This is a genomic window from Streptomyces sp. P17, from assembly GCF_032436805.1.
Lineage (GTDB): Bacteria > Actinomycetota > Actinomycetes > Streptomycetales > Streptomycetaceae > Streptomyces.
In genome coordinates, this window is the sequence record NZ_JAVRBF010000107.1 from 1 (window position 1) to 15,690 (window position 15,690).

At 70.3% G+C, this 15,690-nt stretch carries 16 protein-coding genes and 2 pseudogenes; 9 read left to right on the top strand and 9 right to left on the bottom strand.

Going from position 1 to position 15,690, the window contains the following annotated elements; translation table 11 throughout:
- The 3 genes from RMT89_RS38180 to RMT89_RS38190 all read left to right on the top strand — a co-directional run.
- Nucleotides 1-1,366 (top strand): trypsin-like peptidase domain-containing protein (locus tag RMT89_RS38180; RefSeq protein WP_315888364.1); only part of this gene is annotated, 1,366 nt, incomplete at its 5' end.
- Between the two features lie 153 nt (nt 1,367-1,519).
- Complete coding sequence (locus RMT89_RS38185) at nt 1,520-1,939, top strand: sec-independent translocase (RefSeq protein ID WP_315888365.1); 420 nt, start codon at nt 1,520-1,522, stop codon at nt 1,937-1,939.
- Between the two features lie 221 nt (nt 1,940-2,160).
- On the top strand, nt 2,161-2,817 hold the full coding sequence (locus tag RMT89_RS38190) for a hypothetical protein (protein WP_315888366.1): 657 nt from the start codon (nt 2,161-2,163) through the stop codon (nt 2,815-2,817).
- Nucleotides 2,818-2,862: 45 nt separating this feature from the next.
- On the opposite strand, the gene RMT89_RS38195 is transcribed toward RMT89_RS38190, so the two are convergent.
- Genes RMT89_RS38195 through RMT89_RS38205 form a run of 3 tightly spaced genes read right to left on the bottom strand, consistent with a single transcriptional unit; the run spans nt 2,863 to nt 5,917 of the window.
- Nucleotides 2,863-3,996, bottom strand: a complete 1,134-nt coding sequence (locus RMT89_RS38195) for an Mrp/NBP35 family ATP-binding protein (RefSeq protein WP_315888367.1) — start codon at nt 3,994-3,996, stop codon at nt 2,863-2,865.
- 42 nt (nt 3,997-4,038) lie between these two features.
- On the bottom strand, nt 4,039-4,626 hold the full coding sequence (locus RMT89_RS38200) for a DUF1003 domain-containing protein (RefSeq protein WP_315888368.1): 588 nt from the start codon (nt 4,624-4,626) through the stop codon (nt 4,039-4,041).
- Nucleotides 4,616-5,917, bottom strand: coding sequence for a magnesium transporter MgtE N-terminal domain-containing protein (locus RMT89_RS38205; RefSeq protein ID WP_315888369.1), 1,302 nt, complete (start codon nt 5,915-5,917; stop codon nt 4,616-4,618). The genes RMT89_RS38200 and RMT89_RS38205 overlap by 11 nt, the downstream gene beginning before the upstream one ends.
- A 180-nt stretch (nt 5,918-6,097) precedes the next feature.
- On the opposite strand from RMT89_RS38205, the gene RMT89_RS38210 reads away from it, so the two are divergent.
- Nucleotides 6,098-6,835, top strand: coding sequence for a hypothetical protein (locus RMT89_RS38210; RefSeq protein WP_315888370.1), 738 nt, complete (start codon nt 6,098-6,100; stop codon nt 6,833-6,835).
- 120 nt (nt 6,836-6,955) lie between these two features.
- Here the strand turns inward: RMT89_RS38210 and RMT89_RS38215 are convergent, their stop codons facing one another.
- Nucleotides 6,956-7,468: a hypothetical protein gene (locus tag RMT89_RS38215; protein ID WP_315888371.1), complete on the bottom strand. Its 513-nt coding sequence runs from the start codon at nt 7,466-7,468 to the stop codon at nt 6,956-6,958.
- Between the two features lie 33 nt (nt 7,469-7,501).
- Entirely contained in the window at nt 7,502-8,629 is a 1,128-nt protein-coding gene (locus tag RMT89_RS38220; protein ID WP_315888372.1) for a magnesium and cobalt transport protein CorA, read from the bottom strand.
- Between the two features lie 465 nt (nt 8,630-9,094).
- Here RMT89_RS38220 and RMT89_RS38225 point away from each other — a divergent pair, with 465 nt between their 5' ends.
- Nucleotides 9,095-9,679, top strand: a complete 585-nt coding sequence (locus RMT89_RS38225) for a suppressor of fused domain protein (protein WP_315888373.1) — start codon at nt 9,095-9,097, stop codon at nt 9,677-9,679.
- A 60-nt stretch (nt 9,680-9,739) separates the two neighbouring features.
- Here the strand turns inward: RMT89_RS38225 and RMT89_RS46185 are convergent.
- Nucleotides 9,740-9,880: pseudogene (locus RMT89_RS46185) on the bottom strand (MFS transporter); the annotation flags it as partial.
- Between the two features lie 378 nt (nt 9,881-10,258).
- Between RMT89_RS46185 and RMT89_RS38235 the strand changes: the two are divergent.
- From RMT89_RS38235 to RMT89_RS38245, 3 genes are all read left to right on the top strand, one after another.
- Nucleotides 10,259-10,900, top strand: a complete 642-nt coding sequence (locus RMT89_RS38235; RefSeq protein ID WP_315888374.1) for a DUF6758 family protein — start codon at nt 10,259-10,261, stop codon at nt 10,898-10,900.
- 111 nt (nt 10,901-11,011) lie between these two features.
- Nucleotides 11,012-11,869, top strand: coding sequence for a PHP domain-containing protein (locus tag RMT89_RS38240; RefSeq protein WP_315888375.1), 858 nt, complete (start codon nt 11,012-11,014; stop codon nt 11,867-11,869).
- 53 nt (nt 11,870-11,922) lie between these two features.
- Complete coding sequence (locus tag RMT89_RS38245) at nt 11,923-12,528, top strand: MarC family protein (protein ID WP_315888376.1); 606 nt, start codon at nt 11,923-11,925, stop codon at nt 12,526-12,528.
- Nucleotides 12,529-12,613: 85 nt separating this feature from the next.
- On the opposite strand, the gene RMT89_RS38250 is transcribed toward RMT89_RS38245, so the two are convergent.
- Nucleotides 12,614-12,766 (bottom strand): hypothetical protein, encoded by a 153-nt coding sequence (locus RMT89_RS38250; protein WP_018544351.1) that lies wholly within the window; start codon nt 12,764-12,766, stop codon nt 12,614-12,616.
- 228 nt (nt 12,767-12,994) lie between these two features.
- Between RMT89_RS38250 and RMT89_RS38255 the strand changes: the two genes are divergently transcribed.
- On the top strand, nt 12,995-13,885 hold the full coding sequence (locus tag RMT89_RS38255; protein ID WP_315888377.1) for an NYN domain-containing protein: 891 nt from the start codon (nt 12,995-12,997) through the stop codon (nt 13,883-13,885).
- A 326-nt stretch (nt 13,886-14,211) separates the two neighbouring features.
- On the opposite strand, the gene RMT89_RS38260 is transcribed toward RMT89_RS38255, so the two are convergent.
- Nucleotides 14,212-15,090, bottom strand: a complete 879-nt coding sequence (locus tag RMT89_RS38260) for an alpha/beta hydrolase (RefSeq protein ID WP_315888378.1) — start codon at nt 15,088-15,090, stop codon at nt 14,212-14,214.
- 85 nt (nt 15,091-15,175) lie between these two features.
- Nucleotides 15,176-15,690: pseudogene (locus RMT89_RS38265) on the bottom strand (DEAD/DEAH box helicase); the annotation flags it as partial.

Consider the following 15,690-nt stretch of genomic DNA (forward strand, 5'->3'; position numbering starts at 1 on the left):
CACAGCCGTACCGGCATCGGCGTCCGCCCCCGCGCACGGCACAGCCGTACCGGCATCGGCGTCCGCCCCCGCGCACGCCACCCCGCCCGCCGCCCCCGCACCCACCATGGCCCACGGCACCCCGCTCCCACCCCCGGCCCCCCTGCAGAGCGCCGCTCCCTCCCCTTGGCAGAACTACGACCCCTGGGCCCCGGGCCCCCTCACCGGCCCCCTGCAGCAGAACGGCGCCGCCGTCCCCACCAAGGACCAGCGGCGTAAGCGGACCAAACGGCTGCTGCTCACCGGTGCGCTGCTGCTCGCCCTCGTCTCCGGGGGCGTCGGAGGGGCCGTAGGGGCGTATCTGGAGCGGAACGGAGGTGTGGGGGAGGTGGAGCTGCCGCAGGCCGGTGCCGAGCCCACCGGGCGCGCTCCGGACAGCGTGGCCGGGATCGCCGCCCGGGCGCTGCCCAGTGTGGTGACCCTGCATGTGTCCGGTGCCGAGGAGCAGGGCACCGGCACCGGGTTCGTGCTCGACGACCGGGGGAACATCCTCACCAACAACCATGTCGTACAGCCCGCCGGATCCGACGGCGAGATCTCCGTGACCTTCTCCAGCGGCGAGACCGCCAAGGCCACCCTCGTCGGACGGGACAGCGGATACGACCTCGCCGTGGTGAAGGTGACCGGCGTCAGCGGGCTGACCCCGATGCCCCTCGGCAACTCCGACAACGTCCAGGTCGGTGACCCCGTCGTCGCCATCGGCGCCCCCTTCGACCTGGCGGGCACCGTCACCTCCGGCATCATCAGCGCCAAGGAGCGGCCCATCACGGCCGGCGGCGAGAGCGGTGACGCCAGCGATGTGTCCTACGTCGACGCCCTGCAGACCGACGCCCCCATCAACCCCGGCAACTCCGGCGGGCCGCTGCTCGACGCCAAGGCCCGGGTGATCGGCATCAACTCCGCCATCCGCTCCGCCGACAGCGGCTCCGACCTGGACGGCGGCCAGGCCGGGTCGATAGGGCTCGGGTTCGCCATCCCGATCAACCAGGGCAAGCGCGTGGCCGAGGAACTGATCAACACCGGCCGGGCCACCCACCCGGTCATCGGCGTCACCCTCGACATGGACTACTCGGGCGACGGCGCGCGCGTCGGCACCAAGGGCAGCGACGGCGGCTCGGCGGTCACCGCGGGTGGCCCCGGCGACAAGGCCGGTATCGAGCCGGGTGACGTCATCACCGAGGTCGACGGCCAGCGCGTGCACTCCGGCGAGGAACTGATCGTCAAGGCCCGCGCCCGCCGCCCCGGCGACCGCCTCGAACTCACCCTGCAGCGCGACGGCGAGGAGATCACCATCTCCCTGGTGCTCGGCTCCTCGAACGGCGATTGACAGAAACCTCACAGGCAGGGGCGGGCGCCGCCTCCCACAAGGCAAACAACGCGGAAACCCTCCATCCACGCACACTCGGAGCCGACGGGACAGTACCGGTCGTACGGGATCGGCAGGTACCGTGGACCCGGCCCGGATCGCAAGGAGCTTCAGGTGTTCAATGACATAGGACCGCTAGAGCTGGTGACGCTCATCGTCCTTGCCGTGCTCGTCTTCGGTCCGGACAAGCTCCCCAAGGTCATCCAGGACGTCATGCGGACGGTCCGTAAGATCCGTGAGTTCTCGGAGAGCGCCAAGCAGGACATCCGGCAGGAACTCGGCCCGGAGTTCAAGGACTTCGAGTTCGAGGACCTCAACCCCAAGACGTTCATCCGCAAGCAGCTGGACAACGACGAACTGGGGCTCAAAGAGATCCGCAACGGCTTCGACCTGAAGAAGGAGATGGCCGAGGTCACGGACGCGGTCCACAGCCGCGAGTCGGAGTCCTCCTCGTCGTCCTCCGCGTCCGGCGACCGCGTCGACATGACGAAGAAGCCCGACGAGCGCCCGCCCTACGACGCGGACGCCACCTGAGCCGTACGCGCGCGTACGTGATGCGTTTCATACTTCCCCGAGGGGCCCGCGCGGCCTGAACACGCCGTCCGGACGCCTCGCGCGCCGGGCGGTTTCCCGGCTGCTCACAGCAGTGTGGCTATGCTGCCGAGTTGTTGTGCGGACCGCACGCCAAAAAGCGAGGCCGCCCGAAGGGGGGCGGGCCGCCCCGGTCCGCCGAGAGCGAGGAGGCGTCCGGGCACATGGAGACGACGAGTCGGGCAGTCGCGCAGGCGCCGGCCGCGGAGGGCGGACAACAGGTCCCCTCCGCCCGGCGTACGGTCGACGGCTACCTGCTGGCGCCTTTCCCGTGGTACGGCCTCGACGAGGCGTTCACGGGGCCGCGCTGGCTGATGCAGGTGGGAACGGCGGCCGACGGGGCCGTCGAGCACGGGTCGATCGGACACGGCGACGAGCCCTCGGTTCGCAATGAGGCGACGGAGGACCGGGAGAAGTTCGCGGTCGTGGTGACCGTCGCGGCGAATCCCTCCCGTCGGAGTGCGGACGGGACGGGGCTGCTTGAGGCCACGTCGGTTTCCTCGGCGGCCTGGCTGGCCGGGGTGGGGCTGCTGTCGTTCACGTGGCCCGGGCAGATGGATCACTCGCTGCGGGACGACTGGCTGGAGCAGCAGACCGAGACCGCGTGGGCGCTCGCCGATGATCTGGAGGGGTCCGAGTGGTCGACCCTCTCCCTGCCCGTCGACGGGGTTCCTACGCCCTTCCACTACCGCGAGTCCGAGTTCGGCTGGGTGCTCGCGGGGTCCACGCAGGAGGGCGTGCATGTGGGGGCGTACGGCAGAGGTATGAGTGCCTATGGTCTCGGCTTCGCCATGATCAAGGACATCAGCGAGTACGCATGACAAAGGGGCGCCGTCGCAATGCGGCGCCCCTTCTCTGCAGGCCCGTCAGAACTTGTTCTTGGGCGTGATCCCCAGGGACAGTCCCGAAAGGCCGCGCTGGCGCCCGCCGAGCTTCCCCGCGATCGCGCGCAGCGCACTGCCCGCCGGGCTGTCCGGGTCCGTCAGGACCACCGGCTTGCCCTCGTCGCCGCCCTCGCGCAGGCGCACGTCGATCGGGATGGAGCCGAGGACCGGCACGGTGGCGCCGGTCGTGCGGGTCAGGCCCTCGGCGACCGTCTGGCCGCCGCCGGTGCCGAAGACGTCGACCATCTCGTCGCAGTGCGGGCAGGGCAGCCCGGACATGTTCTCCACCACGCCGACGATCTTCTGGTGGGTCTGGACGGCGATGGAGCCCGCCCGCTCGGCCACCTCGGCGGCGGCCTGCTGGGGCGTCGTGACGACCAGGATCTCGGCGTTGGGAACCAGCTGGGCCACCGAGATCGCGATGTCACCGGTGCCCGGCGGCAGGTCCAGGAGCAGGACGTCCAGGTCGCCCCAGTACACATCCGCCAGGAACTGCTGAAGCGCCCGGTGCAGCATCGGGCCGCGCCACACGACCGGCGCGTTGCCCGGCGTGAACATGCCGATGGAGATCACCTTCACGCCGTTCGCGGACGGCGGCATGATCATGTTCTCGACCTGGGTCGGACGGCCGTCCGCGCCCAGCATGCGGGGCACGGAGTGGCCGTAGATGTCGGCGTCGACGACACCGACCTTGAGGCCGTCCGCCGCCATCGCCGCCGCCAGGTTCACCGTGACCGACGACTTGCCGACGCCGCCCTTGCCGGAGGCGACCGCGTACACACGGGTCAGCGAGCCCGGCTTGGCGAAGGGGACCTCGCGCTCGGTCTGGCCGCCGCGCAGCGCGGTCGCCAGCTCCTTGCGCTGCTCGTCGCTCATGACGTCGAGCGTGACGTCGACCCGGGTGACCCCCTCGACCCGGGAGACCGCCTCCGTGACGCGCTGCGTGATCGTGTCCCGCATGGGGCAGCCGGAAACCGTCAGGTACACGGTGACCGCGACCGCGCCGTCCGCGCCGATCTCCACCGACTTGACCATCCCGAGTTCGGTGATGGGGCGGTTGATCTCGGGGTCGTTCACCGTCGACAGTGCTTCGCGCACCGCGTCTTCGCTAGCCATAGGACGATGGTACGGCGCCCACGGGGGCCTTCGGGATGCCCCTCAGCGGTCGTCTGCGTCACGTCCGTGCGACCGTTCTGCCGGGAATACGACCGAGCCGTCCCCGCGATGGCCGTCCAGCTCCTTCAGCACGTCCTGGAGCTCGGAGCGGATCCAGTCGCGGGTGGCCACCTCACCGAGGCCGATGCGCAGGGCGGCGATCTCCCGGGTGAGGTACTCGGTGTCCGCGATCGACCGCTCGTTCTGCTTGCGGTCCTGTTCGAGGTTGACCCGGTCGCGGTCGTCCTGCCGGTTCTGCGCGAGCAGGATCAGCGGGGCCGCGTAGGAGGCCTGGAGCGAGAGCATCAGGGTCAGGAAGATGAACGGGTACTCGTCGAACTTCAGGTCGCTGGGCGCGAAGATGTTCCACAGCACCCACATGATGATGACGACCGTCATCCAGACGAGGAACCGCCCGGTGCCGATGAAGCGGGCGATGCGCTCGGAGAACCGCCCGAAGGCATCCGGGTCCCATTCGGGCAGGATCCGGCGGCGCGGCGCCCGCGGCTGGTCCAGACGGGCCCGCGGGCGGGTGGTCGCGGTCGCCCCGGACAGCGAGCGCTCACGGCCGCTCTCGCGCTCAGGGGCCATGCGTCGCCGCCCCCTCGGCCTCGTTCTCGTCCTCGTCGAGGTGGAACTCGGTCTCCCGCCAGTCCTCGGGCAGCATGTGGTCCAGGACGTCGTCCACGGTGATCGCGCCCAGCAGCGACCCGGACTCGTCGACGACGGGCGCCGCGACCATGTCGTACGTGGCGAAGAACCCGGCGACGACGGGCAGCGCGGCGTCCGGGTCCAGCGGTTGCAGATCGTCGTCGAGCAGCGAGCTGACGAGCGTGTACGGCGGATCGCGCAGCAGCCGCTGAAAGTGGACGGTGCCGAGGTACTTGCCCGTCGGGGTCTCGTCGGGCGGGCGGCAGACGTAGACCTGGGCGGCGAGCGCGGGGGAGAGGTCGGCGTTGCGGACCCGGGCCAGGGCGTCGGCGACGGTGGCGTCGGGCCGCAGCACGATCGGCTCGGTCGTCATCAGACCGCCGGCGGTGTGCTCCTCGTACGCCATCAGCCGCCGCATGTCGGCCGCGTCGGAGGGCTGCATCAGGCTCAGCAGCCGCTCCTTGTCCTCCTCCGGCAGCTCGGAGAGCAGGTCGGCCGCGTCGTCCGGGTCCATGGCCTCCAGGACGTCGGCGGCCCGTTCCTCCTTCAGCTTGCCGAGGATCTCGATCTGGTCGTCCTCCGGCAGCTCTTCGAGTACGTCGGCCAGCCGGTCGTCGTCGAGGGCGGCGGCGACCTCGGCGCGCCGTTTGGGGGAGAGGTGGTGCAGTACGTTGGCGAGATCGGCGGGGCGCAGCTGCTCGAAGGTGGCGAGCAGGCTCTCGGCGCCCTGGCCCTTCTCCTCCAGGGTGAATCCGGTGACGGCGGACCACTCGACGGTCAGCGACTCGCCCTTGGCCCGCCTGAGCGGCCCGCTCTTGCCGCCCTTGCGCACGAACACCCGGTCGATCTCCCAGTCCCGCCGGGCCGGCAACTGCTGCACCGACAGATCCAGCACCGTGACCTGCTCGCCGGTCTCGACGAGCGTGACCGTGCGGTCCAGCAGCTCACCGAAGACCAGCCGTTCGGTCGGCCGCTGCTCGAAGCGGCGCACGTTGAGGACGCCGGTGGTGATGACCTGACCGGACTCGATGCTGGTCACCCGGGTCATGGGCAGGAAGATACGGCGCCGGGTGGACAGTTCGACGACCAGACCGAGCAGCCGTGGCGGCCGCCGGCCGACGCGCAGCATGACGACCAGGTCGCGGACCCGGCCCACCTGGTCGCCGTTCGGGTCGAAGACCGCGATGGCGGCGAGGTGCGACACGAAAACCCGGGGGGTGCCCCCTGCCATGACCGCACCTCCTCCCTCAGGGACTGCCCGATTTGCCCGCTCGGATGCGCTTCAGGCTAGCCCGTCCCGTTCGGATACGCCCTGGTGAGCGGTCCGGACGGACCGGCTCCGTCCGGCGCCCACGACCCCGGTACGCTGCCGTACGCCGATCAGGACCCCGTCAGAAAGGCAGCCCCACCTGTGACTGCGATTCCCCAGGGCCGCACCCGCCGGGCCGCGCTGCTGAGCGCGCTGTGTGCCCTGGTCGTGACAGGGCTGACGGGATGCAGCAGCGAGGACCCCGACGCGGGGACGAACGGGGTCGGCAAGCTGCCCGCCGACCAGATCCAGCGCAAGACCGTCAACGCCGCCGAGTCCGCCGACGCGGTACGCCTCTCCGGGAACGTGGTCACCAGCGGGCGCACATACAAACTCGACATGCGGCTGAAGGCCGAGGGCGGCATCGGCTCGGTCACCGCCGAAGGGGCGACCTTCCGGCTGCTCCGGGTCGACGAGCAGCTGTTTCTGATGGCGGACGCCGACTTCTGGAGCGACGGCGACGGCGACGCGGACGCCGCCGCGGCCGCCAAGCTCAAGGGCAAGTACGTCAAGGTGCCGCAGGGCGATCCCTCGTACAAGAAGTTCAGCGGCTTCACGGACATGGACGTGCTGCTGGACGGCCTGCTGACCCTGCACGGCAAGGTCGAGACCGACGGCCGCTACGAGCAGTCCGGCACCCGCACGGTCCGTATCACCGGCGACGGCGGCTCCGGCGGCACGCTGGACGTCTCCCTGGAGGGTACGCCGTACCCCCTGCGTCTGGTCCGCGGCGGCGGCGCGGGCACCCTGACCTTCTCCTCCTGGGGCGAGAACTTCGCCCTGGAGGAGCCGAAGAAGGACGAGACGGTGGACTACGGCAAGCAGCTGCCGACGTCCTAGAAGTGTCCTGAAGATCTTGCTTGGGCCGCCCCGATCGCCCAGTTCACCCGCAAAAGTCGATCGGGGCAATCCGGTGCAAGTCGGGCGGTTTTCAAGATTCTCAGTGGTCTCCTAGGCGATCTACTTGCGCTTGCGCCGCTTCATGAGGAGCTTCGGCAGCCCCGCGGGGATCGGCTGACGGGTGGTCGCCGGCGACGGCAGCGGCGCCGAGGACAGGTCGCCGTCCGGCAGCGGCGCGGTCGTCCCCGTCGGTACCAGCCGCAGCACCCGGCACTCCCGCCCCCAGCGCTCCGGCATCGCCTCGCCGTCCGGGGCGTTCAGCCGCTTGCCCTTGAGCTCGGCGACCGTCGCCTCCCACTGCTCGGACCCGGAGGTCAGCTCCACGACCTTCGCGGTCCAGGAGACCAGCCGGCCCCCCTTGTCCTTGCTGCGGACCGTGACCTCGGCCTCGCCCCCGTCGGCGAGCCCGGGCAGCGGCTGCTCGCCGGGCCCGTCGCCGACGACACAGGCCGCGCCCTCGTGCCACACATGCCACAGCGCCCGGGCCGGGACACCGGGCCCCTTGACCCAGATCAGCCCGGACTTCTTCGTGGCCTCCTCGACGAGGGCCTGATCGAGCAGCTCACTTGTCATGAGCCCAGCCTAGTCAGCCCCGCCGGACGGTCCCTAGAGCCAGCCGTTGCGCTTGAGCGTGCGGTGGATGCCGAAGCAGATCATCACCGTGATGCCGAGCACCAGCGGGTAACCGAACTTCCAGCGCAGCTCGGGCATGTAGTCGAAGTTCATGCCGTACACACCACAGACCATCGTCGGTACGGCGATGATGGCGGCCCACGAGGTGATCTTCCGCATGTCCTCGTTCTGGGCCACGGACGCCTGCGCGAGGTTGGCCTGGAGGATGGAGTTGAGGAGCTCGTCGAAGCCGACGACCTGCTCCTGGACCCGGGCGAGGTGGTCGGCGACATCCCGGAAGTACTTCTGGATGTCCGGGTCGATCAGCCGCATGGGCCGCTCGCTCAGCAGCTGCATCGGCCGCAGCAGCGGCGACACCGCCCGCTTGAACTCCAGGATCTCGCGCTTGAGTTGGTAGATCCGGCCGGCGTCCGTGCCGCGCGGCGTGCCCTTGCGGCCCGGCGAGAAGACATCCGTCTCCACGTCGTCGATGTCGTCCTGGAGCGCGTCGGCCACGGCGATGTACCCGTCGACGACGTGGTCGGCGATGGCGTGCAGCACCGCGGAGGGGCCCTTGGCGAGCAGCTCCGGGTCGTCCTGGAGCCGGTGCCGGAGCGCCCGCAGCGAGCCCTGCCCGCCGTGCCGGACGGTGATGAAGAAGTCCCGTCCGGTGAAGCACATGACCTCGCCGGTCTCCACCACCTCGCTGGTGGCGGTGAGTTCGTCGTGCTCGACGTAGTGGACCGTCTTGAACACGGTGAACAGGGAGTCGTCGTAGCGCTCCAGCTTGGGTCGCTGGTGGGCCTGGACGGCGTCCTCCACGGCCAGCGGGTGCAGCCCGAACTCGGCGGCGATACCGGCGAATTCGGCCTCGGTCGGCTCGTGAAGACCGATCCACACGAACCCTCCGTCGCGCCGCACCCGGCGCATCGCCTCGTGCGGGCTCAGCTGCTCTCCGCTCTCGACGCGCGCGCCGTCGCGGTAGACGGCGCAGTCGACGACGGCGGAGGGCGTCGCGGGGTCACGGGTGGTGTCGTACGCACCGCTGTCCATGCGCATGCTCTTGCTGAGCGAGGGACGGGACGGGCGGACCGCGGCACGCAGGTCACGGATCATCGACATGGCAGGCTCCTTCGCGAGCAGGCAACGAAAGGCCGCTACAACGGGTGGAACTACCCGGAATGGGGACGTCCTGACTGCGGATGTTTGGCACGTCCACAAAGCGGGGAGCACCGCACCGTCGCGGTGGCGTACTTCGCTGCTGGTTCAGCTACTGCTGCTGACTGGCAGATCAGGCAAAACGAAACGAAGGCTCTTCCGCGGTGAAAGGCAGGCGAGAGGTGGCAGCCGGCTGGAAAGCAGAGCAGCTACGTCAGCGGAAGGAAGAGCGGGTGCTACTGCACGGTCGACTTCGATCCATTGCAGCCCCACCTCCTCCGGCCGGTCCCTCGTAAGGGAGTGTCGTCGGCGTCGGGGCTTGACTGCGACGCTTCTGCGTGCTGCCCCGAACCACCGGGCAAGAGTATCAGCCGACTGAAGTGTCAAGGCGCTGCTTTGCCCGGTACTGACGAGTTCTATGCTCGCGGCATGGCTGATGTTCTTCCTCTGGTCGAAGCCCGGTTGCGCTCCGCGCTGGGCGAACCGGACGCCCGCGCCGCGGTCACCTTCCTCGGTACGGACCGCATCGAGGTGCTGCGTTTCCACGAGGACGACATCGTCCGCTACGCCACCCTCGGCATGTCCGCGCACCCCATGACCGACCCCACCGCCATGGTCGCCGACCCCATCAAGGGTCCCCGCGCGGAGCTGGTCCTCTCCGTCCGTGCGGGCCTCGCCGACACCGACAAGGTGCTCCGCGCGCTCGCCGTGCTGGCCGCGTCCCCGCAGGTCGAGGGAGTGGTCGTGGCCCCCGGCGCCTCGCTGGACGTCGGTGAACCGCTGTGGCCCGGCGCACCGTTCAGCTCGGTCCTGGTCGCCGAGCCCGGCGGTCTGGTCGAGGACCTGGAACTGGACGAGCCCATGGCCCCCGTCCACTTCCTGCCGTTGCTCCCCATGACCCCGAACGAGGCCGCCTGGAAGCGCGTGCACGGCGCCGGGGCCCTCCAGGAGCGCTGGCTGACGAACGGGACGGACCTCAGGGATCCGTCCCGCACGTCCGTCTCGCTGACGTGAGCAAGCTCACCAACCGGCCACCGGGCCCGGTCAGTTGGCAAAGACGGTGACGCTGTCCCCGGCCGCGAACCGGCGCGCGAAGTTGTAGCCCGCGCTGGCCACGGGACGCGGGGCGTCCGAGACGCCGAGCGCCAGCTCCATGTGGACGGTGTTGTTCACCCTGATGAAGGCGCCGGACAGCATCGTGCAGACGTCGGCCGTCAGCTGCCCTCATCCCCACCACGGGCGAGAAACTGCGACCCTCCCGGCCGCCGGAGCAAGCGCGCGACTCGCTCGGGTTGGTTTGGGTGCCGACGATGACCGCGAGGGCGGTGGAAGTGCCGGCGAGGCCCGCGAAGACCACCACCAGGGCGAGGTCGAGCAGCAGGGTCCTGCGGCCGCCGATCCGGCTGGAGATAGCTGGTGACCAGCGTCGCCACGGCCGTGATCAGGAAGTGCGAGGTGAACCGTCGCCCACACGGCCTTGGGCTGTCGCTGCTGATTAATGTAAACCACATCTAATTTTGTCGCTGAGGCGGTTCCGCCCGGACGGGTGATCGTCCTTGACGTGGCGGAGAAGGGGTAGGACCGTGGAGCCCTATGAGGGGCGAACCCAGTTGCCCGAAGTGTGGTGGCCGGGTCAGGGCTCCCGGACTCTTCGCCGATTCCTGGCAGTGCGATGTGCACGGCACCGTGCATCCGCTGCAGCCCGTGATCCCGCCCAGCGTCGAGGCACTCAGCGTCGTCGTGCATCGCACCCAGGTGCCGGTGTGGATGCCGTGGCCGCTGCCGGTCGGCTGGCTGTTCACGGGTGTCGCGTGCGCGGGGGACGATCGCAGCGGAGGGCGCGCGACAGCGGTCGCCTGCACCGGCCCGGGGCCGCTGGGCGGCATGGGCGAGCTGATCCTGGTCGCCGAGGAGCTGGGGGTCGGACTCGGGGCGCGGTACGCGGGGATCGACGGGCCGGACCCGGGGCCGTACATGAACGTCGACAAGCCCGCCCAGGCCAAGGTGCTGGCGGCGGGGCGGCCGACTCCGCTGTGGCATGTCACCAAGACGCCGGACGACCGGGCGGTGTTCGCCGGGGAGGCCCGGGGGCTGTGGCTGTGGGCCGTGGTGTGGCCCGAGCAGACCGGGTTGCTGATGTACGACGAGCTGGTGCTGACGGATCTGCGGGATGCGGGGGCCGAAGTGGACCTGGTCCCGTGCGGGGCGTTGTCGCCGCGCTTGCTGGAGCCTTAGCGTCGGTTGTGTGTAGGGGGTGCTCGGGCTGTGCGGGTGTGACACAAGAGGTCGATGCAGCCGCTATCCTTGACGTGTCCCCAGTCCGTCCGCCCCCGTTGGAGTCCGCGCGTGCGTATCGATCTGCACACCCACTCCACCGCTTCCGACGGTACGGACACCCCCGCCGACCTGGTGCGCAATGCCGCCGCGGCCGGTCTTGACGTGGTGGCGCTGACCGATCACGACACCACCCGGGGGCACGCCGAGGCCATCGCCGCGCTGCCCGAGGGGCTCACGCTCGTCACCGGTGCCGAGCTGTCCTGTCGTATCGACGGGATCAGCATGCACATGTTGGCCTACCTCTTCGATCCCGAGGAACCCGCGCTGCTCGCCGAGCGGGAGCTGGTGCGGGACGATCGGGTGCCGCGGGCCCAGGGCATGGTCGCCAGGCTGAACACGCTCGGTGTGCCGGTGACCTGGGAGCAGGTCCTGCGGATCGCCGGGGACGGTTCCGTCGGGCGGCCGCATGTCGCCTCCGCGCTGGTCGAGCTCGGGGTCGTGCCGACCGTGGGTGACGCCTTCACGCAGGACTGGCTGGCCGACGGCGGTCGGGCCTTCGTCGAGAAGCACGAGACGGATCCCTTCGAGGCGATCCGGCTGATCAAGGGCGCGGGCGGAGTCGCCGTGTTCGCGCACCCGGCGGCCGCCAAGCGGGGCCGTACGGTCCCCGAGTCGGCCATCGCGGAGCTCGCCGCGGCCGGACTCGACGGCATCGAGGTCGACCACATGGACCATGACCCGGACACCCGGGCGCGGTTGCGCGGCCTCGGCAAGGAGCTCGGCCTGCTGATGACCGGCTCCAGCGACTATCACGGCAGCCGCAAGACCTGTGTGCTCGGCGAGTACACGACCGACCCCGAGGTCTACGGCGAGATCACGCGGCGCGCGACCGGGGCGTTCCCGGTCCCCGGGGCCGGCGGAGCCTGAGGCATCTCCCTCACGCTCACCCCCGTTCGTTTCTTCGCAAGGCCTCTTCACTGATGTTCGACGTTGCCGTCTTCGGCTCTCTCTTTCTGACCCTTTTTGTCATCATGGATCCCCCTGGGATCACCCCGATCTTCCTGGCGCTGACCTCCGGCCGCCCGGCCAAGGTGCAGAGGCGGATGGCCTTCCAGGCCGTCTGTGTGGCCGGCGGTGTGATCGCAGTCTTCGGGCTGCTCGGCCACCAGATCCTGAACTATCTGCATGTCTCCGTGCCCGCGCTGATGATCGCGGGCGGGCTGCTGCTCCTGCTCATCGCGCTGGACCTGCTCACCGGCAAGACGGACGAGCCGAAGCAGACCAAGGACGTCAATGTCGCCCTCGTGCCGCTGGGCATGCCGCTGCTGGCCGGTCCCGGTGCGATCGTGTCCGTCATCCTGGCCGTGCAGAAGGCCGACAGCGTGGCCACACAGGTCTCGGTGTGGACGGCGATCCTCGCCATCCATGTCGTGCTGTGGCTGGTGATGCGGTACTCGCTGCTGATCATCCGCGTGATCAAGGACGGCGGTGTGGTGCTGGTGACCCGGCTCGCGGGCATGATGCTCTCCGCGATCGCCGTGCAGCAGATCATCAACGGCGTCACCCAGGTCATCCAGTCGTCCTGAGCGGCGACGCGGGGCACGAACAGGGCCCCCTCCGGCACGGTTGCCGGAGGGGGCCCTGAAGTCGTATGAGGATCCCGCGTCGGTGTTACGAGGCCGTGGTGTCGGCCGGGCGGATCCAAAGTCGCTGCCCGATGGCGGCGGCCTGCTGAACGATCCGGTTGACGGAGGCGGCGTCCACGACGGTGGTGTCCACGGTGGTGCCGTCGACCTCGTCGAGTCGCATGATCTCGAAGCGCATGGCTTCTCCCTTCGTCTGGTCATCCTCCTGAGGAGAACTACTTGATAAGTGGCACGCGCGGGTCATCGGTGTCCCGGCTGCCATACGTATGCAACGGCCTGCGTGTTACAAACATTCCCTACGCTAAAGAAATTTTTCGAACGTCTAACTACTGACCGGTAAGGGACCGGACGTGGACCGACCGGGACCGGTTGTGTTCGCTGCGTGACCGCCGGGACAATGGAGGCGATGAACGACGACCTCGCGGCGCTCGGCGCCCGCATCGACCGCACCAACGAGTTGCTCCAGCGCATGCTCGCCGAGGTGGCGAAGACGCCCTCGACCCATGCGATCTTCGTCGACGCGGGGTATCTGTACGCGGCCGCGGGCCGGCTCGTCGCCGGGACCGAGGACCGGCGCGCCTTCGATCTCGACGCCGAGGGACTGATCGAGGCGCTCATCGACCGCGCCCGGACGATCTTCGCGGACTCCAGACTGCTCCGCGTCTACTGGTACGACGGCGCCCGGCGCCGTATCCACACCGCCGAGCAGCAGTCGATCGCCGAGCTGCCGGACGTGAAGGTGCGGCTCGGCAACCTCAACGCCAACAACCAGCAGAAGGGCGTCGACTCCCTGATCCGCACCGACCTGGAGTCACTCGCCCGGCACCGCGCCATCAGCGACGCGGCGCTGCTCGGCGGCGACGAGGACCTGGTCTCCGCGGTGGAGGCGGCCCAGGGATACGGTGCCCGGGTCCATCTGTGGGGCATCGAGGCGCCGGAGGGGCGCAACCAGGCCGAGCCGCTGCTCTGGGAGGTCGACAGCCAGCGCACCTTCGACCTCGACTTCTTCAAGCCGTACGTCTCCCGGCGCACGGCCACCTACGAGGGGACGGCGGCCCGGCCCACCCGTGAGGACGTCCGCTTCGTGGGCGCCCAGATCGCGGCGAAGTGGCTGGCGGCGCGGGGCAGGGAGTCGCTGGTGGAGTTGCTGCCCGGCCACCCCTATCTGCCCGGCTCCGTCGACCAGGATCTGCTGGTGGAGGCGGAGGGGCTGCTGCAGTACTCGCTGCGCGGGCAGGCGGATCTGCGACGGGCGCTGCGGGACGGGTTCTGGGGGCACTTGCAGGCGCAGTACTAGGGGGTGTTTTGAAAGTCCTGTGCGGTGCCCGCGGTGTTCGGTGCGTGCCCTCGGCGTGCCGGACGAAGGCCCTCGTACTGGACGTACTTGGGTCTTTGGCCGGTGCGGCGAGGGTGCGTGCCGGGCGCCGTGGGTGCTGTGCGGGACTTTCAAAACACCCCCTAGTGCCGCGGCAGGCGACGTTTGCCCGTCAAGGAGCGGCGTCCGGTGCGTGCTCTCGGCGTGTCGGCCGGAAGCCCTCGTACTGGATGTACTTGGGCTTTCGGCCGGTGCGGCGAGAGTGCGTGCCGGGCGTCGCGACGGGGCGAACGTTGCCTGTCGCGGCACTAGCCGTTTGCGGCGGGAAGGCCGTCCCAGAAGTCGGCGAGGGCGTCGGCGGTGGGGAGGGGCTGTTCGGCGTTGGGGGAGTGTTCGGCGCCGGGGACGACGGTGCGGCGGGCGTGCAGCCGTACCGCCATCTCGTCGAGGAGCGGCACCGGCCAGGTGTCGTCCTTCTCGCCCGACAGGACGTGGAACGGCAGCGGTACGGCGGCGAGTTCGGCGACCCGGTCCGGTTCGGTGCACAACTGGCGTCCGGTCGCTGCGAGTTGGGCGGGCTTGTTGCCGAGCCAGCGGCGGCGCAGATGATCGAGACCGCCGATCCCGCGGGCCGGTCCGCCGACCTCCTCCGGCGGTCCCATGGCCAGGATCGCGTCCCACACCTCCGGCATCGTCATCACGGCGAGCGCGTCGCGGAGCAGCTTGACGCGCTGCTGCTGGGAAGTGGAGATCTGGGCGGGGCCGGACGCGATCAGCGTCAGCGACCGGAAAGGCCTGTGGTCGAGGACGACGGCGGCACGGGCGATCTGGCCGCCGAGGGAGTGCCCGACCAGATGCACGGGAGCGCCGACGGCTTCCGCCTGCGCGAGGACGTCCCTTGCCAACTCGCCCTGTGCGTAGGCGGATTCGTCGTCCGCCGGTCCGTCCGACTCGTACTGTCCCCGCCCGTCGACGGCGACACTCCGGTACCCGCGCGCCGCGAGCGGTGCGTGCAGGAGGGCGAAGTCCTCCTTGCTGCCGGTGAAACCGGGGAGGAGCAGGGCGACACCACGCTGGTCCACTCCGGGGGGTACGGGGGAGTCGACCACGGCGAAGTCCCCGCGGGGGGTGCGGAGCGGGTAGGCGCGGGCGCCGGGGGGTGGAAGGAGGGGGGCGGGGGTCGTCACGGGGGCGAGGGTAGCGGCCTGGGACGTCGGGCATACGAACGGCCCGGTTCCACTCGGGGTGGGACCGGGCCGTTCGGGTGGGAGATCAGCTCTCCGTGGGCTCTGCGGCGACCGTGGCCTTGCGGGTACGGCGGGCCTTCGGCTTCGCCTCGGTGACCTCGGCGGTGTCGACCGCGGTCTCCGCCGCTGCCGTCGCCTTGCGGGTCCGGCGGCGCGGGGCCGTCGGCTCCTCGGCGGCCTGGGCCGGGATCTCGGCGGGCTCGGTTGCCTTGCGGGTGCGGCGTACCTTCGGCTTCGCCTCGGCGCCTTCGGCGGTGTCGACCGCGGTCTCGGCGGCGGCCGTTGCCTTGCGGGTGCGGCGCGGCTTGGTCTCGGTGGTCGCCTCCGGCTCGGGCGCCGTGTCGGCGGCCTTGCGGGTGCGGCGTACCTTCGGCTTCGCCTCGGTGGCCTCGGCGGTGTCGACCGCGGTCTCCGCCGCTGCCGTTGCCTTGCGGGTCCGGCGGCCCGGGGCCGTCGGCTCCACCGGCTCCACCGGCTCCACCGGCTCCACCGGCTCCACCGGCTCCACCGGCTCCACCGGCTCCACCGGCTCCACCGGCT